The organism is Candidatus Thiothrix putei, from assembly GCA_029972225.1.
Classification (GTDB): domain Bacteria; phylum Pseudomonadota; class Gammaproteobacteria; order Thiotrichales; family Thiotrichaceae; genus Thiothrix; species Thiothrix putei.
In genome coordinates, this window is sequence record CP124756.1 from 1580298 (window position 1) to 1601964 (window position 21667).

Annotated in this window: 21 protein-coding genes; 12 read left to right on the forward strand and 9 right to left on the reverse strand. The window is 51.5% G+C overall.

Annotation, left to right across the window (positions count from 1 at the left end; genetic code table 11):
* The first annotated feature begins 63 nt into the window (after nucleotides 1-63).
* Both QJT81_08165 and QJT81_08170 read left to right on the forward strand, forming a co-directional pair.
* A complete protein-coding gene (locus tag QJT81_08165) occupies nucleotides 64-1383 on the forward strand; it encodes a DUF5979 domain-containing protein (protein WGZ95942.1) in 1320 nt (439 codons plus the stop codon).
* A gap of 178 nt (nucleotides 1384-1561) precedes the next feature.
* A complete protein-coding gene (locus QJT81_08170) occupies nucleotides 1562-2557 on the forward strand; it encodes an IS30 family transposase (GenBank protein WGZ95943.1) in 996 nt (331 codons plus the stop codon).
* A gap of 55 nt (nucleotides 2558-2612) precedes the next feature.
* Here QJT81_08170 and QJT81_08175 read toward each other — a convergent pair whose 3' ends face one another.
* The 5 genes from QJT81_08175 to QJT81_08195 form a co-directional block, all read right to left on the reverse strand.
* Nucleotides 2613-4955, reverse strand: coding sequence for a nitric oxide reductase activation protein NorD (locus QJT81_08175; GenBank protein WGZ95944.1), 2343 nt, complete (start codon nucleotides 4953-4955; stop codon nucleotides 2613-2615).
* Between the two features lie 18 nt (nucleotides 4956-4973).
* Nucleotides 4974-5786 carry a CbbQ/NirQ/NorQ/GpvN family protein gene (locus QJT81_08180; GenBank protein WGZ95945.1) on the reverse strand — a complete coding sequence of 271 codons (813 nt, stop codon included), beginning with the start codon at nucleotides 5784-5786 and terminating at the stop codon, nucleotides 4974-4976.
* Nucleotides 5787-5816: 30 nt separating this feature from the next.
* A complete protein-coding gene (locus tag QJT81_08185; GenBank protein WGZ95946.1) occupies nucleotides 5817-6131 on the reverse strand; it encodes a hypothetical protein in 315 nt (104 codons plus the stop codon).
* Between the two features lie 69 nt (nucleotides 6132-6200).
* On the reverse strand, nucleotides 6201-6557 hold the full coding sequence (locus QJT81_08190) for a ribulose bisphosphate carboxylase small subunit (protein WGZ95947.1): 357 nt from the start codon (nucleotides 6555-6557) through the stop codon (nucleotides 6201-6203).
* Nucleotides 6558-6590: 33 nt separating this feature from the next.
* Nucleotides 6591-8012 carry a form I ribulose bisphosphate carboxylase large subunit gene (locus QJT81_08195; protein WGZ95948.1) on the reverse strand — a complete coding sequence of 474 codons (1422 nt, stop codon included), beginning with the start codon at nucleotides 8010-8012 and terminating at the stop codon, nucleotides 6591-6593.
* Nucleotides 8013-8170: 158 nt separating this feature from the next.
* Here QJT81_08195 and QJT81_08200 point away from each other — a divergent pair, with 158 nt between their 5' ends.
* Complete coding sequence (locus tag QJT81_08200; GenBank protein WGZ95949.1) at nucleotides 8171-9088, forward strand: LysR family transcriptional regulator; 918 nt, start codon at nucleotides 8171-8173, stop codon at nucleotides 9086-9088.
* On the opposite strand, the gene QJT81_08205 is transcribed toward QJT81_08200, so the two are convergent.
* A complete protein-coding gene (locus tag QJT81_08205; GenBank protein ID WGZ95950.1) occupies nucleotides 9066-9491 on the reverse strand; it encodes a hypothetical protein in 426 nt (141 codons plus the stop codon). The two genes, QJT81_08200 and QJT81_08205, sit on opposite strands and share 23 nt — an antisense overlap.
* A gap of 47 nt (nucleotides 9492-9538) precedes the next feature.
* Here QJT81_08205 and QJT81_08210 point away from each other — a divergent pair, with 47 nt between their 5' ends.
* Nucleotides 9539-9904, forward strand: coding sequence for a hypothetical protein (locus QJT81_08210; protein WGZ95951.1), 366 nt, complete (start codon nucleotides 9539-9541; stop codon nucleotides 9902-9904).
* Between the two features lie 3 nt (nucleotides 9905-9907).
* On the opposite strand, the gene QJT81_08215 is transcribed toward QJT81_08210, so the two are convergent.
* Nucleotides 9908-10999, reverse strand: a complete 1092-nt coding sequence (locus QJT81_08215) for a cytochrome c peroxidase (protein ID WGZ95952.1) — start codon at nucleotides 10997-10999, stop codon at nucleotides 9908-9910.
* A 212-nt stretch (nucleotides 11000-11211) separates the two neighbouring features.
* On the opposite strand from QJT81_08215, the gene gyrA reads away from it, so the two are divergent.
* From gyrA to QJT81_08255, 8 genes are all read left to right on the forward strand, one after another.
* Entirely contained in the window at nucleotides 11212-13791 is a 2580-nt protein-coding gene (gene gyrA, locus QJT81_08220; GenBank protein WGZ95953.1) for a DNA gyrase subunit A, read from the forward strand.
* A 6-nt stretch (nucleotides 13792-13797) separates the two neighbouring features.
* Nucleotides 13798-14883 (forward strand): 3-phosphoserine/phosphohydroxythreonine transaminase, encoded by a 1086-nt coding sequence (serC, locus tag QJT81_08225; GenBank protein ID WGZ95954.1) that lies wholly within the window; start codon nucleotides 13798-13800, stop codon nucleotides 14881-14883.
* 106 nt (nucleotides 14884-14989) lie between these two features.
* A complete protein-coding gene (locus QJT81_08230; protein WGZ95955.1) occupies nucleotides 14990-16153 on the forward strand; it encodes a phosphoglycerate dehydrogenase in 1164 nt (387 codons plus the stop codon).
* On the forward strand, nucleotides 16150-17229 hold the full coding sequence (gene pheA / locus QJT81_08235; protein ID WGZ95956.1) for a prephenate dehydratase: 1080 nt from the start codon (nucleotides 16150-16152) through the stop codon (nucleotides 17227-17229). Before QJT81_08230 ends, pheA begins: the two co-directional genes overlap by 4 nt.
* A gap of 101 nt (nucleotides 17230-17330) precedes the next feature.
* Entirely contained in the window at nucleotides 17331-18032 is a 702-nt protein-coding gene (locus tag QJT81_08240; GenBank protein ID WGZ95957.1) for a Crp/Fnr family transcriptional regulator, read from the forward strand.
* A gap of 17 nt (nucleotides 18033-18049) precedes the next feature.
* Nucleotides 18050-19249 carry an iron-containing alcohol dehydrogenase gene (locus tag QJT81_08245; protein ID WGZ95958.1) on the forward strand — a complete coding sequence of 400 codons (1200 nt, stop codon included), beginning with the start codon at nucleotides 18050-18052 and terminating at the stop codon, nucleotides 19247-19249.
* 164 nt (nucleotides 19250-19413) lie between these two features.
* Nucleotides 19414-19584, forward strand: a complete 171-nt coding sequence (locus QJT81_08250; GenBank protein WGZ96461.1) for a hypothetical protein — start codon at nucleotides 19414-19416, stop codon at nucleotides 19582-19584.
* Nucleotides 19509-19883 (forward strand): uracil-DNA glycosylase family protein, encoded by a 375-nt coding sequence (locus tag QJT81_08255; GenBank protein ID WGZ95959.1) that lies wholly within the window; start codon nucleotides 19509-19511, stop codon nucleotides 19881-19883. The genes QJT81_08250 and QJT81_08255 overlap by 76 nt, the downstream gene beginning before the upstream one ends.
* On the opposite strand, the gene bamB is transcribed toward QJT81_08255, so the two are convergent.
* A complete protein-coding gene (gene bamB / locus QJT81_08260) occupies nucleotides 19860-21020 on the reverse strand; it encodes an outer membrane protein assembly factor BamB (protein WGZ95960.1) in 1161 nt (386 codons plus the stop codon). The genes QJT81_08255 and bamB overlap by 24 nt on opposite strands.
* Before the next feature lie 10 nt (nucleotides 21021-21030).
* Nucleotides 21031-21657, reverse strand: coding sequence for a tetratricopeptide repeat protein (locus QJT81_08265; protein WGZ95961.1), 627 nt, complete (start codon nucleotides 21655-21657; stop codon nucleotides 21031-21033).
* Nucleotides 21658-21667: the final 10 nt, after the last annotated feature.

Genomic DNA, 21667 nt, shown 5'->3' on the forward strand with positions numbered 1-21667 from the left:
AGCTTGGGAACTTGTGTATAAGGAGATGGGTATAAGTACCGCGTCAGTCAGACGCAAATTACCGTGGGCGACTGGGTGGCGTTCCTGAATGCTGTTGATCCGGGTAATTCGATGGGGTTTGGACCGATTGGGGCAAGTTGCGGTAATGACTTCTGTTTTGCGGCGTACACCCACAGTGGCGGTACTTGGAGTGTGACACCGTTTAACGAAGATGGTATGGCGATGTCAGCGGCAGAAGCGGCGAAATTACCGATTGATTGGTTGTCTTTGAATATGGTGGCTCGCTACATGAACTGGTTGGCGACCGGGAATATTAACCAAGGGGCTTTTACCTTCAGTGACACGACCTCTGGCAACGCGACCATTACCAGTTTTGATGCGAACTATCCTGGGCCACGTTTGCCGTTGGAAGACGAGTTATATAAGGCTATGTTCTGGGATAAGGCAAAGCAAGCGTATAACGATTATCCCACTAATAACGTACAGGGAGATGGTACGCCAGTATTGGCTGGAATTGATGCCAGTGGTATTCATAACAGTAATGCGGGTGGCGCATTGATTCCGGGTTATGGTGGCACTAAGCACTATGCACAAGTGGGGCAAGAAACTGGCAACCCGTGGGGAGTGCGTGATACGGCGGGCAATCGGCATGAAACCACCCTAGAGCCTAGTGCACCCACCACGACCATTTTACGTGGTGCTGCGGCATTTGGGGCTGTATCTGCATCAAAGTATGATTTTCGCGATACTTTAGCCGCAGGCAATCGTTATGTGAGTATTGGTTATCGGGTGTGGATGGGGGTTTCCGCACCTTCTGGGGTTCTACGTATCAAAAAAGTGGTAACAGGCGGTACGGATACGCAATCATTCAGTTTCAATCTGGATTGTACTGGCGATAATTTTGATAAGACGGGCATCCTCGTTAAACACAATGAAACTTACGAATCCGATGCAATTCCTGTTGGCACGCAATGTACTGTGACCGAGGTAGCACCAACGGCTCCAACAGGATTTACCTACAGCGCGGCGCAATACGCACCGGGGCAAACGGTGACGATTGAAGAAAATAATCCAAAGCTCGTTACCGTTACTAACACTTTGCAGCCAGTCGCCGCACAGAATGTCGATTTGGAAATCACCAAAGTAGCAGATAAGCCGAATGTCGTATCAGGTGATACCGTGCGTTACACCATTACCTTGACTAACAAGGGGCCGGGAGCAGCGACGGGTGTGGAGGTAACGGATCAGTTGCCAGCAGGGGTTACGTATAATGCTCATGCGACACTTAAGGGTGCGTATGACAAGAATACAGGGATATGGACTGTCGGTGCGTTAGCAAAAAATGATGTAGTAACGTTAACGATTGATGTGACAGTCAATTAATAAAAATAGTGGCGGCGTTATTATGAGGGGTAATCGCTTTGTTAAAACAATTAGAATTTGGTGAATTCAAGTAATAAGTGCATAGCCTGTTAATCAAGACGGGATGCGATTTTCCTCATCAGGTCAGCGGCAAGATGTGGTAAAAAGCATCCCGAAAAACCACTGACAGGAGAGCTTCATGGCTTACACACACCTTACCTCTGAGGAGAGGCATTATATCGAAACCCGGCACAAGATGAAGGAATCGACGGCAACAATCGCGTTAACCTTGGGGCGCAGTCAATCGACGATCAGTCGTGAACTGACCCGCAACCGAGGGCAACGCGGCTATCGGCACAAGCAAGCGCACGCCAAAGCGCAACAACGCCATGCGGACAAGCCCAAAGCGGTCAAGTTGACCCCGGAACTGGCGGTCAGCATTGATACGCTGCTGGAACAGCAATGGAGTCCTGAGCAGATCAGCGGTCGACTGAAAGCGGAAGGCAAAACGACTATTTGCCATGAAGCCATCTACCAGCATGTACTCAGGGACAAGCGTGCGGGCGGCAAGCTGTACCTGAACCTGCGCCGCCATACGAAGAAATACCGCCAGCGTTACGGCAGTAAAACGGGCAGCGTCAAAGGCATCCCCAACCGAGTGGACATTGACGAACGCCCAGCGGTAGCCAACCAGCGTGAACGGCTCGGTGACTGGGAAGCCGACACCATGATCGGCAAGGGACACCAAGGCGCACTGGTGACACTGGATGAACGCAAATCCAAGCTACGCCTAGCTTTTCCAGTGGCAAACAAGACCGCAGAAGCCGTAACCAGCAGCATTATCACCTTGCTGGACGGCTTCAAGGATTGGGTACACACGCTCACCTTCGACAACGGCAAAGAGTTTGCCAAACATGAGCAAGTTGCCCAAGCCATTGGGTGCGAAACGTATTTCGCCAAGCCCTACCATTCGTGGGAGCGTGGGCAAAATGAGAACGCCAATGGGCTGTTACGCCAATACTTCCCCAAGGCAATGGGGCTATTGGACGTGACCACCCGACAGGTACTGGAGGCTGTACATAAACTCAACAACAGACCAAGGAAGTGTCTGGGATTCAAGACACCTTACGAGGTGTTCCGAGAACTATCCGGCATAGAGGCCGAAAAGTTGGTGGGTTATGCACTTATTACTTGAATTCACCTCTTTAGCAAAATCCAGCAACAGCATCATCGCAATATTGCGCCCACTTTTACTTCGTCAAACTCGCAAACAACACCGGCAATTGCTCCGGCAACCGATCCACATGGTCAATCACCGTGTAATTATTCTGCCCAAAAATACGTTTCACATAATCATCGGCGTGCGGGTCAAGCGTCAAACAATACGTCTGCACGCCTTGGCTATACAGCTCTTCCACCGCCTTTTTCGCATCAAAGCGCAAATGCTGCGGGTCGCGCTCGTCAATATCCGCCGGTTCACCATCCGTCACCAACAAAATCAGCTTGCGGCGTTCCGGTTGCTTGTGTAAATGGTAGGCAGAATGGCGCAACGCTGCCCCCATGCGGGTGGAAAGCCCACCTTTCATCCCCGCCAACCGCGATTTTGCTTCATCATCAAAATGCTGATTAAAATCCTTCAAGCGGAAATACTGCACATCATGCCGCCCATCCGACGCAAAACCGTGAATCGCATACGGATCGCCAATCCCCTCAATCGCCGTCGCCACCAGCGTCGAGGCTTCACGGGTCAATTGCAGCACCGTTTTGTCTGAACCCTTCATCGCCTCATTGGTCGATTGCGACAAATCCAGCAACACCACCACCGCCAAGTCACGGTTTTTAATCACATTACGCATGGTAATACGCGGGTTCGGCTGTTCGCCCATGCGAATCGAAATCATCGCATCCACCGCCGCATTAATGTCGATTTCATCGCCATCTTCCAGCCCGCGTTGGCGTTGCACCCCATCAGGCGTCAGCAAGTCGATAATCTGCTTAATGCGATGCGCCACCGGGCGGTAAGCGTCGATGATGGCGCGAATATCATCAGGATCACCGCGTTGCTGGCGGCGTTCGTACACCGTCACCCAATCCGGGCGGTGCAACTGGATGTGGTAATCCCATTCGTGGTAGTGAAACGGTTCGGAAACCGGCTCTTTGCCCCACATCTGATTGAAACTTCGGGTGTTTTCCAGATCGTCCTCGTAAGGGTACATCTCGGTGGAACACGTCCAGATTTCCTGCGCATCATCACCCGCCAGTTCGCAATCGACCTCGTTAGCCATTTCCATCACACTGACCTGACGGCGCACCTGCCGCTGGCTGGCGGGGACGTATTCAAACCCAACATCCCACGTCATTTCTTCCATTGTCCAGACATAACGGTTGTCATCGCGGTAAGGAATGCGAATGCGCTCCAGAATCCGCAAACTCGGCACTTCCCGCCGCCCCGCAAACAGATTGTAAAGCTCCACGCCCATCAGCCATGAGAACTGCCCGTCATCCTGTTTTTCCGCAATATTGGCGTGGAATTTCGCCACGAACGCACTAATCGCCTCATCACCCTTACCCGTGACCTGCTCATCCAGCAACATCAGCGCGATGTTTTCCAGCAAACGCATGGTCGGGTGTTCCACCGCACCGTCATAATTCGCGGTCAGCAGCCGACTCCACAAGGTTTTCAGCCCTGGAAACGCTTGCGTGGCTTTGTATTCGACCCGCGCATCTTCCATAAAGCCAATGAAAAACAATTGCGCCGGGCTAAGCTGTTCCGCCGACAGTGCCTTGCGGGTATACATCAAGTGCGCAGCCATGTGCGCGGCGGTAGCACGGTACAATTCCAGTCCCGGAATATCGCCCAGATCATCCACCGCATCCGGCATGTGAAAAATACGGTGTTCGATGTAGGGGCGGAAATCGGTGTAATCCGCACCCGTCGGACGCAGGAAAAAGTCACGCGCCCACAACGCCCTCAGGTAGAAATTCAGTTTGCGCTGGGTTTTAACGAACAGTACCCCGCGCCGTTCTTTCTGCAAAGTAGCGCGGCTATCCGCCGATTCCAGATCAAAATATTTGGTTAAATTATTGAAATCACGCCGGTAGGCTTGCGCCCCAAAATTCGCCCAACGCCGCAAGCCGCTCAACGTGAGTTTGGAAAGCAATTCATCCATGTGATTCAGCATCGGACGCAAGCCGCGTGCGGCGGTCGATGCAAACTGGTGAATAAACGTCAGATAGCCGCGCACCAATTCCGCATCGCCCAAATGCCGCGAGGCAGTAGGCAGACTGGACAGCATCAGCGTAATCACTTCGCCCGATACCATCGACGACAGTTTCATCGCGGATGTGACCACATCAGGGGTAATGTCTTCGCCGCATTCTTTGGCAACCAGCGGCATTTCCTGCAAATAGGTAATGAGCAGGTCTTCACCGCGACCAAGTTTCTGAATGGCTTTTGCACCGTCCAGATAATCCAGCAATCCGGCTGGTGACATCACCCGCGTGGCTTCTTGGTAGGAACCATCGAGGACATCACGCACCCGTGGCGTTATTTTTTCGAGGAACTCCCGATATTCTTCAAGATGGATTGCCATAGTTGCCTACCGTTTGGTTTACCCAAAGAACGTTTGTACCGCTGCGTTCAATGTATCCCGCATATCAGGGTCGTCGGTCAACGGTGTCACCATTGTCATTGAACACGCCGCCAACGGTGTAACCCCTTTGTTGATCAATTGTCCTGCGTAAACCAATAAGCGGGTGGAAATACCTTCATCCAGCCCGTGACCTTTGAGGTTACGCGCACGGTGGGCAATCTGAACCAGTTTTGCCGCCGTCTTTTCATCCACGCCGGATTCTTTGGAAACGATGGCGATCTCAATCGCTTCACGCGGGTAGTCAAAATCCAATGCCCCAAACCGTTGCTTGGTGGATTGCTTCAAGTCCTTCATCAAGCTTTGGTAGCCGGGGTTGTAGGAAATGACCAACTGAAAATCAGGGTGGGCTTCAATCAACTCACCTTTTTTGTCCAGCGGTAAGGTGCGGCGGTGGTCGGTTAGTGGGTGGATGACGACTGTGGTATCTTGGCGGGCTTCCACGATTTCATCCAAATAGCAAATTGCGCCCATTCGTGCCGCAGTTGCTAAAGGGCCGTCTTGCCATTTCGTGCCGTCTTTGTCGAGCAAAAAACGTCCCACGAGGTCGGAGGCCGTCATGTCTTCGTTACATGCCACGGTAATCAGTGGACGCTTCAATCGCCATGCCATGTGTTCGACGAACCGCGATTTGCCGCAACCCGTCGGGCCTTTGAGCATCATCGGCATCCGTGCGCTGTAAGCAGCTTCATAAAGTGCAATTTCGTCGCCAACTGCTTCGTAATAAGGTTCGTGTTTAACGGTGTATTGGTTTGGGTCAACGGATGCAGACATGGCTAATCCTCTTGAAATTCTGTGAAGTTTTTAATCTTCGTAGTCGGTTTCGTGTTCACCCGACCAGCCTGCCGCGCGTGCTTTGGCGATGGCGGCATCATGAATGAGTTGGTGGCGTGCTGCCAGCTCAGGGGGAAGGCGGCTGACTAAACAGCCGTATTTGTCCCACTCGGCATTAACCTTTTGCAGCAAAGCGTCAATCCCGGCTAGGTTCCAATTTTGACAAGTTTCCGTTTCGGGAATCAGACCAAAGACCCACGCATCGCGGATAATCTTACCAATAGTGGTCATGCCACCGTTGATGTCATTGTCGATGCCAATGTAACGGTCGGGTTTTGTAGCCATGAAACGGTACTCCTCTAGCGATTAATGTGGGGGTATTGTATACACCCCCACACACTGTCACCTAATCAATTAGACAGTTTTACCGCGATAGATAACCATCGAAGCACCCGCACATTGTGCGTAGTTGTCCAGACCCAGCAAACGCACATGGTTGTTCGGGTGGGCTGCATGGCAGTTTTCAAGTTCTGCCAAGATAGTGTCAACGTTGGTTTCGCCGAACATCGGCAGTTTCCACATGTACCAGTAGCTGCCGGAGGCATTTTCTGGTTCAGTGTGTTCGATGGACGGGTTCCAACCTTTGTTGACGATGTATTGGATTTGCTTGCGCGTTTGATCCGCATTCATCGCTGGCAGGTAAGAGAAAGTTTCAAACTTGCGGCTCTCGGCATTGCTCAAGCTTGATTTGTAGTCTTGCATATCACTCATGTGATGTACTCCAAAATTAGGTTAAAGAATCAATTACTTGTGAGCAACGTCGAGTTTGTCAACGGTGTCAAACTCAAACTTGATTTCTTTCCAAGTTTCCATCGCGATCTTCAGTTCAGGGCTGGACTTCGCGGCATTAACCAGAATGTCTTTACCTTCTTTCTCAATTTCGCGCCCCATGTTACGTGCTTCAACGCAAGCTTCAACCGCGACACGGTTAGCAGCAGCGCCCGCGGCGTTACCCCATGGGTGACCTAATGTACCGCCACCGAATTGCAGTACGGAATCATCACCGAAGATGTTAACCAGTGCTGGCATGTGCCAAACGTGGATACCACCGGATGCGACCGGCAATACGCCAGGCATTGAACCCCAGTCTTGATCGAAGAAGATACCGCGTGAACGGTCTTCTTTGATGTAGCTGTCACGCATGATGTCGATCCAGCCCAAGGTCGCTTCGCGGTCGCCTTCCAACTTACCAACAACGGTACCGGAGTGCAGGTGGTCGCCGCCGGACAGACGCAGGATCTTGGTCAGCACGCGGAAGTGGATACCGTGGTGCGGGTTGCGGTCGAGTACCGCGTGCATGGCGCGGTGAATGTGCAGCAACATGCCGTTATTTTGGCACCATTGCGCCAATTGGGTGTTGGCTGCCCAACCGCCGGTGATGTAGTCGTGCATGATGATCGGCGCACCGATTTCTTTTGCATACTCTGCACGGCGCATCATTTCGTCAGCAGTCGGTGCAGTCACGTTCAGGTAGTGACCTTTGCGTTCGCCGGTTTCGGCTTCCGCTTTGTGAATCGCTTCCATTACGAAGTCAAAACGGTGCCTCCAACGCATGAATGGCTGGCTGTTAACGTTTTCGTCGTCTTTGGTGAAGTCCAGGCCGCCGCGCAGACCTTCGTAGCACGCACGACCGTAGTTTTTAGCAGACAGACCCAGTTTAGGCTTGATGGTGCAGCCCAACATCGGACGACCGTATTTGTTGAGGATGTCACGTTCAACTTGGATACCTTGTGGTGGACCGTTGCACGTCATGACGTAAGCGACAGGGAAGCGGATGTCTTCCAGACGTAGTGCACGCAAGGCTTTGAAACCGAATACGTTACCAACCAAAGAGGTCATGACGTTAACAACGGAACCTTCTTCAAACAAGTCGATTGGGTATGCGACGAATGCGTAGAAACAAGTATCATCGCCAGGTACGTCTTCGATAGCGTAAGCGCGGCCTTTGTAGTAGTCCAGATCGGTCAACAGGTCAGTCCAAACGGTAGTCCATGTACCGGTGGAAGATTCTGCGGCTACCGCTGCGGCGACTTCTTCACGTGGAACACCTGCCTGTGGTGTAACTTTGAAGCAAGCCAGGATGTCGGTATCTTTCGGGGTGTAATCCGGCATCCAGTAGGTTTCGCGGTATTCTTTCACGCCCGCGCTGTAATTCTTAACTGCCATGAAGTGCCTCCAACGAGGTTATAAGAAAAAAGTGTTTTTGCCTAAACAACAAGCACTGCCTGCTGATGGGGAGAATTATACCAAACAGTAGGTATAATTGAAACTCAATAATGAAACGTGTAAATATAAGCAATGCTGATGTTTTTAGGAGGAACACAATGCCGTACTCATTAAGCCAAATCCGCATTTTTGAAGCGGTGGCACAATACGAAAGTTATACCCGTGCGGCGGAAAAGCTGTTCATGACCCAGCCTGCGGTTTCCATGCAAATCAAACAGTTGGAAGACGATAGTGGGCTGGCACTGTTTGAACGCCAAGGCAAAAAGATGTGCTTAACCCCGATTGGTAAGGAAGTGCAACACTACGCCAGCCGCGTATTGCAAGCCCACAACGACATGCTGGGGGTAATGAAGGAACTCAAGGGCACTAAAGGTGGACACCTCGTTGTATCCGTGGCGACCACGGCTAATTATTTCGTCACGCAATTGCTGGCGGAGTTTTCACAACAACACGAAGGCATCAATATCACGCTGGATGTGACCAACCGCCATACCTTGCTGGATCAGTTGGAAAACCACGAGCCGGACATGGTGATCATGGGTGAACCGCCAAAAGGTCACGGCTTGCAATCGGAACGTTTGATGGAAAATCCGCTGGTGGTGATTGCTGCGCCGACGCATCCGCTGGTAAGCATTGGTCGCCCGCTGTTGCTGAGTGATGTGTTGGCGGAACGCTTTATTGTGCGAGAAAAAGGGTCGGGGACACGCAGTGCGATCGAACGGCATTTGCATAAATACAACGCCAGTTGCAAAAATTCGTTGGAAATGCGCAGTAATGAAACCATCAAACACGCGGTAGAGGCGGGTTTGGGGCTGGGGATTGTGTCAATGCACACGATTCAGCCGGAACTGGATAGCGGGCGGTTGGTGATTTTGCAGGTGGAAAATTTCCCGATTCATCGCCATTGGCATGTCGTAATGCGTAAGGGCAAACGCTTGTCGCCCATTGCACGCGAGTTTAAGCAGTTTGTGATGGCAGAAGCCCCGCGTTTTATTAAGAACGCGAAGGGAAAGTGAGCACCTTACGGGTTTCTGCGACAGGTTTTTCCTGTTGCCGCAACTTCCCCGCTAACAATTGCACATGCTGGAAAAACTCACTCTGCGCTCGTTTCATTGCTGCTAACGCTTCGGGCTTGTAATACTCGAAAGTATAGGGCACGGGATCAGTCAGGGATTCGCGTACTTGTGGTTGGAAATACCGCCATGCAAACTCGATTTCCACCTTGTGGTGGGATGGCACAAAAATCACTTCCTCGCGATCAATGACCGCCATGTACTGCATCGTGCGCACGGGGACGAAAACACACGATTTGCCGCTGAAGTCCAGCAAGAGACGCATGGCATTGTAGTGTAAGGCGGGTAGAGTACGTGCTTCAGAGCCGAACGTATCGCCGCGATAAAAGCTTTCGTATTGTGGCATGATTCACCTCCGTTACTGACGCTTATTGTGAAACAAGAGAGACGAGAATGCCAATAAACGAAAAATTGCTGCTGAGTGTGGTGGAGCAGGGTGGCTACCCAGATTTTACCCCATTGTATCAACGCATGGGGTATAGCGTGACGCGAGAAACCAGTATGCGCAAGGTGTTGCAGTTTTTGAAGAAAAATACCCCCGCTGTGATTGTGGCAGAATTTAACTTCCAGTCAGATTTTCGTGATCGTACCAGCAGTCTCGAATCCATGATGGCGGTGGTGCAGCGTTGGTCGAATACCCGTGTCATTGTGTTTTACGACAAAGAGCAGGCGCACCAGTTGGTACGATTGACCGAACGTTTTCCATTAACGACCTTGGCGTTTCCGATTACAGAGGCGGATGTAGAGCGGGTTTTGTAGTGTTTATGGTGATGACGTCGGCAAGGTGTAACCATCATTTAGCGTGATCAGAAACGCAACAATGGCATCAACTTCGCTATCCGTTAACCCCAGATTGCCAACGCGAGGATCAAGATTTTCAAGTACTTCAGGCAATGCCCAGCGGCCTACAACCACGTCTCGTGTGTTATGGAAGTCGACCATCTCCCGTAAGTCCTGAATCACACCGTTGTGCCCGTAGGGTGCGGTTTTAGCAATATTGCGTAAGGTTGGTACTTTAAATTTTCCTAGCTCGCTGCTAGGCATATCAGGTAGGCCACCGAGGCCATCATCGCTGATGCGCATCGAATCTTGATCTGGTGGGACGGGAATGGCTGGGTTGGCAGGCAAACCTATGTTGGCATACCGAAAGTTCGTGAAGAGTGGATTTGTACCATTGTTGGCGACAGTGCTATGGCAGGCCGCACAATTACCTTTGCTGGAGTCGTTAAACAGTTGCAAGCCATAGGCTTCTTGTGCCGTGAGCGAGATTTTGCCTGCCAAATAATGGTCGAATTTTGAATCGAATGGATGAAATAAAGCCGTGCGCTCAAAAGCTGCCAATGCATCGGCAATGCTGGTGTAGGCGGTAACAACGTCATCGAAAACCTCAGCCCCGTAAATTTGTGTCACCTTATTGGCATAAGAGGAATTTTTAACTTTCGTCACCACGCTGGCTGGATTGGGGTTCGCCATTTCGAGCGGATCAAGAAAAGGATTCTGCGCTTGTATGGCTAGGTTTTTGGCGCGTCCGTCACTAAACTGCCCCCCAATATATTCGCCTAAGCTGGTATCAAAGTGAAATTCGGGACTGTAGAGGGAGTACGCCGAGCTTGGTGTGTGGCGTTTATCAAAGATGCCTGCATTAGCACCTTCGGATGTCGGAAATTGTGTATCAGGGTCAGCGAACCCGTGCGCAGGGTCGTGGCAACTGGCACAGGCTTGTCCTGCTGGTGAGGAAAGATTGGTATCGAAAAATAGCTTCTCACCTAAGGCTTCTTTGCTAACAACGTTGTCATTACAGGCCGTGCAGAAGGCTACCAGTACAAAACTGAGGGCGATGAGTTGAGTTTTCATAAATGTTCCGACAGCTATTGCTGATCAATTAAGCTAAGAGTATTGACAATACAGAAAGCTTATCACTAAGCGTTAGTGGCTTGCTTGAAATAGATCAACATCCTGAAACTATCAGGCTCAACATTGATATGCCTAGGCTCACGCAAATGCGCACATCCTTGCATTTTCTGATACAATCCCGCTCTTCATGATTTAGGTGATCGAACAAGAATATGGCCACATTTGCCAAGGAAATTATCCCGGTTAATCTCGAAGATGAAATGCGCCAGTCCTATTTGGACTACGCAATGAGTGTCATTGTTGGACGTGCGTTACCGGATGTGCGGGATGGTTTGAAGCCCGTCCACCGCCGCGTGTTGTTTGCGATGAGCGAACTCGGCAACGAATGGAACAAGCCCTACAAAAAATCCGCCCGCGTCGTCGGTGATGTCATCGGTAAATACCACCCCCACGGCGATACTGCCGTTTATGACACGATGGTGCGGATGGCACAACCGTTTTCATTGCGCTATATGCTGGTGGATGGGCAAGGTAACTTTGGTTCCGTGGACGGCGATTCCCCCGCCGCGATGCGTTATACCGAAGTGCGTATGTCTAAGCTGGCGCACGAGTTGCAAATGGACATCGACAAAGAAACTGTCGATTTTGTCCCCAACTACGATGGCAATGAAAAAGAACCCAGCGTTTTCCCCACGCGCTTGCCCAACCTGCTGATCAACGGTTCATCCGGTATCGCGGTCGGGATGGCGACGAATATTCCGCCGCATAACTTGACCGAAACGGTTAACGCCTGCCTCGCGTTATTAAGCAATCCAGAGTTGACCATCAGTGATTTGATGGAATACCTGCCGGGGCCGGACTTCCCCACAGCGGGCATTATCAACGGCGCACGCGGGATTCGGGATGCCTATCACACCGGCAAAGGGCGCATTTACGTGCGGGCGCGAGCGACGGTTGAACTGGATGAGCGCACCAGTCGCGAAACCATTATTGTCCATGAATTGCCGTATCAGGTGAATAAAGCCCGATTGCTGGAAAAAATCGCCGAACTGGTCAAAGAGAAAAAGCTCGAAGGCATTTCCGAATTGCGCGACGAATCCGACAAAGACGGGATGCGCATGGTGATCGAACTCAAGCGCGGCGAATCCGGCGATGTGATTCTGAATAACCTCTACAAGCAAACCCAGATGCAGAGCGTGTTTGGCATCAATATGGTGGCGTTGCTGGATGGGCAGCCGCGTTTGCTGAACCTCAAAGATGTGCTGGAAGCTTTCTTGCGCCACCGTCGCGAAATCGTTACCCGCCGCACGATTTTTGAAGTGCGTAAAGCGCGGGAACGTGCCCATATCCTCGAAGGTTTGGCGGTGGCGCTTTCCAATATTGACGACATCATCGCGCTGATTAAATCCGCGCCTAGCCCTGCCGACGCTAAGCTCGGTTTGATTGCGCGTGCTTGGAATGCGGGCATTGTCAGCGACATGCTCAGTCGTGCGGGTGCGGATACCTGCCGCCCTGACGATTTGCCGGAACAATACGGTTTGCGCCCTGACGGTTATTGGCTGTCTGAAGTGCAGGCACAGGCGATTCTGGATTTACGTCTCCACCGTTTAACGGGCTTGGAAAAAGACAAAATCCTTGCCGAATACCGCGAATTATTGGAAAAAATTGCCGATTTGCTGGAGATCCTCGCTAACCCTGACCGTTTGCTGCAAGTGATCCGCGACGAATTGTTGCTGGTACGTGATACCTATGGCGATGAGCGGCGCACCGAAATCAACGTGGTCGGTGAAGACCTGTGCATGGAAGACCTGATTGCTGACGAAGAAGTCATGGTCACGTTCTCACACGCCGGTTACGCCAAAGCGCAAACGCTGGACACTTACCGTGCGCAAAAACGCGGCGGACGTGGTAAAGCAGCAACGGCGATGAAAGACGAAGATTTCATCGAAAAGCTGTTCGTCGCCAGTATGCACGACACCTTGCTGTGCTTCTCCAGCCGTGGGCGCATGTATTGGCTGAAAGTTTACCAGTTGCCAATGGGCGGACGCGGCGCACGCGGCAAGCCAATGGTCAACTTGCTGCCGCTGGAAGAGGGCGAACGCATCAACGCAGTGCTGCCTATTCGCGAATACGCCGAAGACAAATACATCTTCATGGCAACCTCCGAAGGTACGGTCAAGAAAACCCCGCTGACTGATTTCTCGCGCCCACGTGCTGCGGGCATTATCGCGGTCGATTTGCGTGACGGCGATAAGTTGGTCGACGTGGCTGTTACCAACGGCGATAACGAAGTCATGTTGTTCAGCACTTCCGGCAAAGCGATTCGTTTCCACGAATCCGACGTGCGGGCAATGGGGCGTGCTGCGGCAGGCGTGCGTGGCATTCGCATGGATGATGGGCAGGAAGTCAACGCGCTCATCATTTTGGGTGAGGGCGAATTGCTGATTGCCACTGAAAACGGTTACGGCAAACGCACCCGTGCCGAAGAATTCTCGCAGCAAGGGCGCGGCGGGCAAGGCGTGATTGCGATCCAAACCTCTGACCGCAACGGTAATGCGGTCGGTGCGGTGCAAGTACGCGAAGATTGCCAAATCATGCTCATCACCGATGGCGGAACCTTGGTGCGCACCCCCGTTGCTGACGTTTCCATCGTCGGGCGTAATACGCAGGGCGTGACCTTGATTCGCCTCAACGACGGGGAAAAACTGGTGCAAATTGCGCCGATTTTGACCGATGCCAGCGATGCCGCCGACGAAGATGACACTACAGATTTAACTGACGATCAGGAATAAGCACTTATGAAAAGAGTATTCAATTTCAGCGCAGGCCCTGCCATGTTGCCGCAATCTGTCCTTGAACAAGCCCAAGCCGAAATGCTGGACTGGAACGGGAGTGGCATGTCGGTGATGGAAATGAGTCACCGTGGCAAGGAATACATGTCCATCGCTGCCGAAGCCGAAGCGGATTTGCGCGAAATCATGGGTATTCCGGCCAACTATAAAGTGTTGTTTTTGCAAGGTGGCGCAAGCAGCCAGTTCGCGATGATTCCGCAAAACCTATTGCGCGGCAAAGGCACGGCGGATTACGTGGATACCGGTGATTGGTCAGCCAAGGCGATCAAGGAAGCCAAGCGTTATGGCAATGTTAATGTGGTTGCTTCTACCAAAGCGGGCAATTACACCAGCGTTCCGGCGTTTGAGTCGTGGACGTGCGATGCCAATGCGGCTTATTTGCACTACACACCGAACGAAACTATCCGTGGGGTGGAATTTGCGTGGATTCCTGAAACAGGTGATGTGCCGTTGGTGGCGGATATGTCGTCCACCATCCTCTCGCGTCCGCTGGATGTCAGCAAATTCGGCCTGATTTATGCCGGTGCGCAGAAAAACATTGGTCCTGCGGGTCTGACTATCGTCATTGTGCGTGATGACTTGATTGGCGAAACCTTGCCCGGTACGCCGACCATGTTTGATTACAAAATCCACGCGGATAACGAATCCATGTACAACACGCCAGCCACCTATAGCTGGTATTTGTCCGGTTTGGTGTTCAAGTGGATCAAGCAGCAAGGCGGCTTGGCAGGCATGGCTGCCCTCAACGAACGTAAAGCGCAAAAGCTCTACACCGCGATTGAAGCCTCTGGCGGTTTCTACAATAGCCCTGTGGCGGCGGATTGCCGTTCGTGGATGAATGTCCCGTTCACGTTGGCAAATGCTGATCTCGACAAAGCGTTCCTTAGTGAAGCGGCGCAACAGGGTTTAACCACCTTGAAAGGCCATCGTTCCGTCGGCGGGATGCGTGCCAGCATTTACAACGCCATGCCAGAAGCGGGCGTCGATACGCTGGTCAGCTTTATGCAAGACTTTGCGAAGAAGAACGGGTAACAGAATATTTCTTGATACCAAGATGTCGGGCTGAAGCCCGACCTACACGTACATGCCTGTAGGTCGGACTTTAGTCCGACCATCCACCACCACAGGAAGCTCCCCCATGTACAAGATTCAAACCCTCAACGCCATTTCCTCCAAAGGCTTGAACCGCCTCCCCGCTGAGCGTTACAGCGTTTCCGACAATGCCGCTGATGCTGATGCCATCCTCCTCCGCTCTTTCAAACTCCACGACTACGCTTTTTCCGACAACTTATTAGCAGTAGGGCGTGCCGGTTCTGGCACGAATAACGTCCCCGTACAGAAATTGTCTGAGCGTGGCGTGGTGGTATTCAATGCCCCCGGAGCCAATGCCAACGCCGTCAAAGAACTGGTACTCGCTGGCATGTTAATGGGATGCCGCAACATTGCCCCAGCAATGGATTTTGTGCGCGGTTTGCAAGGCACGGACGCTGAAATGAGTGTTGCCGTTGAAGCAGGCAAGAAAAAATTCGGCGGCTTTGAACTACCGGGCAGGACATTAGGCGTCATTGGTTTAGGTGCAATCGGCGTGAAAATCGCCAATGCTGCCCGCCATTTAGGCATGAACGTGATCGGCTATGACCCGACCATTACCATCGAACGTGCTTGGCAACTCGATTCCGACGTGGAAGCCGCACCGAATCTCGATACGCTGCTGGCACAGTCCGACTTCATCACCTTCCACGTGCCGCTGATCGACAGCACCCGTAACCTGGTCAATGCTGACAGCCTGCAAAAGCTCAAAGACGGCGTAGTGCTGCTCAATTTCGCCCGCGACGGTATTGTGGATGAGCGTGCAGTATTGGCAGGCTTGGAAAGCGGCAAGGTCTACGCCTATGTGTGTGACTTCCCCAGCAATGCCCTGCGCACCAACTCGCGTGTGATTACCTTGCCGCACTTGGGCGCTTCCACCCGTGAAGCAGAGGAAAATTGTGCCATCATGGTGGCTGATCAGGTGCGTGATTACCTCGAAAACGGTAATATCTGCAATTCCGTCAATCTGCCGAACGTGAAATTGCGCCGCACAGGGCTGGCTCGCATTGCGTTGGTAAACCAGAATAACCCGGATATGCTGGGTAAAATTTCCCATGTTCTGGGGCAGGCTGGCGTGAATATCGCCCACATGATGAACGATTCCAAAGGCAATATGGCCTACACGCTGATGGACGTGGATTCGGTGGTGAATGAAGATACACGGGTAGCCTTGGCGGCTATCCCCGGCGTTTTGAAGGTAAGGTTATTATGAGTGAAAGGCTTGCCGCCTTGCGTGAACGTATTGATGCGCTCGACACCCAAATGCTGGCGTTGTTGAATGAACGCGCCCGCTGTGCCGAAGAAGTCGCGCACACGAAATTGGCGGAAGACCCGAACGCGAAATTCTACCGCCCGGAACGTGAGGCGCAAATCCTCACGCGGATGCAGTCGTTGAATGCAGGCCCGTTGCGCAATGAGCAAGTGACGCACTTGTTCCGCGAAATCATTGCCTCTTGCCTTGCGCTGGAAGAGTCGATGCGCATTGCGTATTTGGGGCCTGCGGGAACCTTCACCCAAGAAGCCACCTTCAAGCATTTTGGGATGAATGTTGGCACCTTGCCAGTGGATTCGATTGGGCAAGTGTTCCGCGAAGTGGAGGCGGGCAGGGTGCGTTACGGGGTTGTGCCGATTGAAAATTCCACCGAAGGCGTGATTACGCACACGTTGGATATGTTTATGCAGTCGAATTTGCGGATTTGCGGGGAAATTTCTTTGCGCATCCACCAGAATTTGATGTGTCGCCATGAAAACTGGCAAGGCGTGCAAAAGGTGTATGCACACGCGCAATCGTTGGCGCAATGCCGTTATTGGCTGGATAAACATTTACCGCATGTCGAACGCATTCCGGTCAGCAGCAATGCGGAAGCGGCACGCTTGGTTGCTAGCGATGATACTGCGGCGGCATTGGGTAGTCGTCAGGCTGCACCGATTTACGGTTTGCAAATCGTTCAAGATAGTATTGAAGACAATGCTAATAACACGACACGCTTTTTGGTGATTGGTGATCAGATGGTGGGCGCGAGTGGCAATGACCGCACGTCGTTGCTGGTATCGACGCGCAATCGTCCCGGTTCGTTGTACCACTTGTTGAAGCCACTGGCAGAAAATGGCGTGGATATGACTCGGATTGAGTCGCGTCCTTCACGTACCACCAATTGGGAATACTTTTTCTTCCTGGATGTACGCGGGCATGAACACGATAAAGCCATTCACAATGCACTGGAAAACTTGCGCCAAGATGCTGAGATTGTGCGTGTTCTTGGTTCTTACCCGATTGCGATTATGTAGCCCCTCAATCCTTTAATATTCCTGAAAACATTGATAAATCACAATGCGCAGGTACTGGCAATCACTAACACTGAAAACTAGTACTGTTAGGATGTGAAATCATGGAATCTCAGATCGGCAATAAGCAAGCGGAAAAATGCTCTTTAGATGAATTTGCGCTCTTTGCTGAGTTAGGGGGTAAGTTCAGTGATGCCTTAAAAAGTGTCGCCAGTGAAACGTTAGAATACATGGCAGCAGAAACTATTTACGCTGCGGGTGTGAGTGCCCAGCATTTTTATATCTTGCACGATGGTTATGTTAAGCTGTTTAAAACCACTTCTAACGGTAAAGATCAGATTATTCGGATTGTCAAGGCAGGTGAAATTTTTGGCTTCGATGGTTTTGTGGATATTCGTTATAACCACAGTGCCGTACCGCTAAAGTATGCAACGGTATGCCGTGTTCCTGTGGAACAATTGAGTGTATTGGGTGAGTCGCGTGCAGAAGTTGAACGTCTCATCATGATGCATTGTATCAAAGAGTTGCAACATGCTGATGAGCGTTTGCTGGAGTTGGGAGCAAAACGTTCCCAGGAAAAATTGGCCTCTTTCTTGCTGGCATGGTGTAACACGACTCCAGTAGGCGAGTGGACGCCGTTGGTGTTGTCCCGTTTGGATATTGCTCAGTTGTTGGGGTTAACCATTGAGACAGTCAGCCGATTATTTGCCCAATGGAAGCGGGAAGGGGTGGTGATTGAAAGACATCAAGCACTTCAGATTGTTGATTCGCAAAAGCTCGCGTTGGTTGCGCATAGCCATAAGTAAGCTATACAAGGACATTGATGCCGGTGCTACAGAATATTTTCCCTTTTTCGATTGCGCGTCTGCCACGAATTGAGTTCGGTGCTGGCGCTATCCGCAAATTGCCCAGCATTGCTGCCCAATACGGTAAGCGTTTGTTGATTATCACTGGGGCTAATTCATTCACAAACTCTGCCGCTGCTGCTACTTTATTTGATGACTTACAACGCGCTGGGTTTACGTGGGAAATCTGCCGAGTGACGCAAGAGCCTTCCCCGCAATGGGTTGATGCCACGTTGGTGGCATATACCGCAGGGCAGTTTGAAGTGGTGATCGGTATTGGCGGTGGTAGCCCTTTGGATGCAGCTAAAGCTGTCGCTGGATTGCTCAAGCCGGGTAATTCTGTCATGGATCATTTGGAAGGTGTTGGTCTTGAACTGCCTTATCAAGGCACATCCACTCCCTTCATTGCGGTGCCGACTACGGCTGGCACGGGGTCAGAAGCGACTAAAAATGCGGTGCTTTCGGTGCAGGGCGAACACGGTTTTAAGAAATCGCTTCGTGACGATAAGCTGGTGGCTGAATACGCCATCATTGACCCAGATTTGCTTGTCACCTGTCCTCCTGCACAAATTGCTGCCAATGGGATGGATGCTTTTACCCAGTTGATGGAAGCCTACGTTTCCATCCGCGCTAACCCACTAACGGATGCCTTGGCGTTATCAGGAATGGAAGCAGTGCGTGATAGCTTGCTGGCTTTCTATGCTGATCCGACCGATAGTGAGGCGCGTAGCAAAATGGCTTACGCTTCGCTGTTGTCGGGTATTTGTCTGGCACAAACCGGGTTGGGTTCAGTGCATGGCGTGGTTGCCCCCTTAGGTGCTTTTCACGCTATCGGACACGGCGTGGGTTGTGGCATGTTGGTTTTAGAAGCAACCCGTCTGAATATCGACCTGATGGAAGCCCGTGAACCAGAGAATCCAGCGTTGGCAAAATACACGGCTATCGGCAAGCTTTTGCGAGGACGTAGCCATGTTGATCCCGTCGGTGCACGAGTATTCTTGATCCATACCTTGACGGCGTGGGTGCAACAACTGAAGTTGCCGCGTTTGACAAATTTCGGTGTTACCGCCGCTGATATTCCAAAAATTGTTGCGCATTCACGGGGTTCGAGCATGAAAACCAACCCGATTGAGTTGATGGATGCTGATATTGCCCACTTGATTCAAGTTTGTCTGTGATGGTGCAAGTGTTTGCCCCTCCTGTCGATTTGTTGCAGCATCAACAAGCCTTACGACAGTGTACACTTTGCCCCCAGATGATTCGCCCCGTCATTACGGGTGAGCCAGTATTATCACCCGTAATGTCTATTGGGCAAGCACCCGGCATCCATGAAGCCAAGGTTATGCGTCCCTTTGGGTGGACTGCCGGTAAAACCCTGTTCAAATGGTTTGCTGGCATCGGTTTGGATGAAGACACGTTTCGGCAGCGTGTATACATGTGTCAGCCATTTGCCGTTGTTTTCCGGGTAAACAGCCGCAGGGTGGTGACCGTGTACCTTCGGGTGAGGAGGTAGCGAATTGTTCACGCTGGTTAATGGCAGAAATTCGGCTATTGCGCCCACAACTGATTATTTTGATTGGAAAACTAGCAATCAGCCAGTTCATGGATGCCAAGAAGCTGGATGAGGTGGTGGGGAAGTGTCATCGTACCTTGATTGAGGGACGTGAAGTAGATTTGCTGCCGCTGCCGCATCCTTCTGGTTTATCTACATGGCCTCGAATGGAGCCTGGCAAAACCTTATTGCAGGACGCGCTGCAAGCACTGGCAGCCCATCCCGCTTGGATCCGTTTATTGGATACTGAAAGCCGATAGTAAGCCGCTTTTACCCAAACTATAAACGGCATTACCCTCTTTTACGGGGGCAACAGTGTAACCGGCTTTATCACCTTGAGTACGTGCGGCTATCTGACCATTGCTAGTGTTGATCCAATGCAAATAGCCTTGGTAATCACCTATTACAAGGTACTGACCGAATAGCGCAGGTGCGGTGGGTTGGCGACGTTGTAAATCATCCAGTTTCCATACTGGATTGCCAGAGAGGGGTTCTAGTTTCCACACATCGCCTGTATCGCTACTGGTGTAAAGGCCATTGGGGTCAGCCTCTACGCCGGTATAGCTGGAATAGGGCGCTGCCCATGCAACACTGCCATCACGCATATTGATTCCAGCTATACGCCCGTTGTAACTGGCTGCAAACAGTGCTTCACCAAGTGCTTTCATTTCGCCGTCTACATCCGTCATGCGATCAAGGTCGCTGCTGCCGCGTGGCACAGAAAGTGTCACTTCCCATAAGCCTTTGCCACTTTGCATATCGAAAGCAGTGACTGCACCGTTATCAAACCCAGCGATAACCATACCCCCGACGACAATTGGGGTGCTGGTACCGCGTAGCGATAAGGTGGGGCTTTTGCGTCCTTGTTGCCAAAGTATTTGCCCGTCTTGTGCAGATAACCCGTGCAAACCACCATTGCCGGTACGGAATACCACAACACCGTTTTTTGCTGGTGAAACGGCAAGCACTTCACTGCCTAATGGGGATGACCAGCGTACTTTACCCGTTTGACGGTCTAGGGCGATAGCACGGCCATTGGCTGTGCCGAGAAAAACGCCACCCTCACCACTGTTGACGCCGCCAGTAACATCGCTATCAAGAGTGGTTTGCCAGATACGCCCGCCATTGACTTTGTTCCATGCGCTCGCTGAACGCCCACCTGCCACCAGCACGGCATTTTCATCGACATTAGGATGGATGCGCACGTAGTCTTTGCCTATCCCGCTGCCAGTGCTGACCTGCCATACAGTACGCACGGCTGCTGTCGTCTTGATGTCTTTCAAGGCTTTAGGCGGGTTTTCTGTTTTGGCAGGTATGACCGCTGAAGTCATTTGCGATAAAGTACTGCAACCTGATAGGGCAACAGCAACTAGCAGGGCGGCGGTAATTTGTTTCATGATGTCCTTTTTACGTTCCCTCGCCGAGGTTGTCACGTTTCAGCTTGATGATTTCGCCAGAACTGCCAGCGGCACTCAGCATCGCTTTGTCATAAGCGGCACGTGCTTCAGCAAGTTTGTTTTGGGCAACGTAAATGTCGCCTTTTAGCTCTTCGATCAATGCCTGATAAGCCTCAGGGTAGGTCTGGTTAATCAGTGTTTGTGCTTCGTCCACTTTTTTCATGGAAAGTAGCACACGGGCAAGACGAATGTTGGCAAGGTGTTTGAAATCAGCTTCTTTGCTGTTGTCGACGACCCAGCGTAATGCGGTGGCTGCCGGTTTGTATTCACCTTTTTCAGCGTATTGTTGTGCTGCTTTCATGCTGGCAATCGCGGCATACGGCGTGGATGCGTAACTGCTTTGCAAAGTTTGAATATCGGTTTGTGCTTGCTCTAACGAGGTTTCACTGGCTTTTTCGGCTTTTGCGTACAATGCTGATGCTTCAGCCGCAGTGGTGGCTTGGTAGTCTTTCCAATACTGCCAACCAAACAGACCGCCAATGGCTAGGGCAATTCCTGCAATGACAGATGTGCCATTTTCTTTCCACCATGCTTTGAGTTCTTCGACTTTTTCATCATCGGTTTTGTAATCAGACATCAGTTTGCCC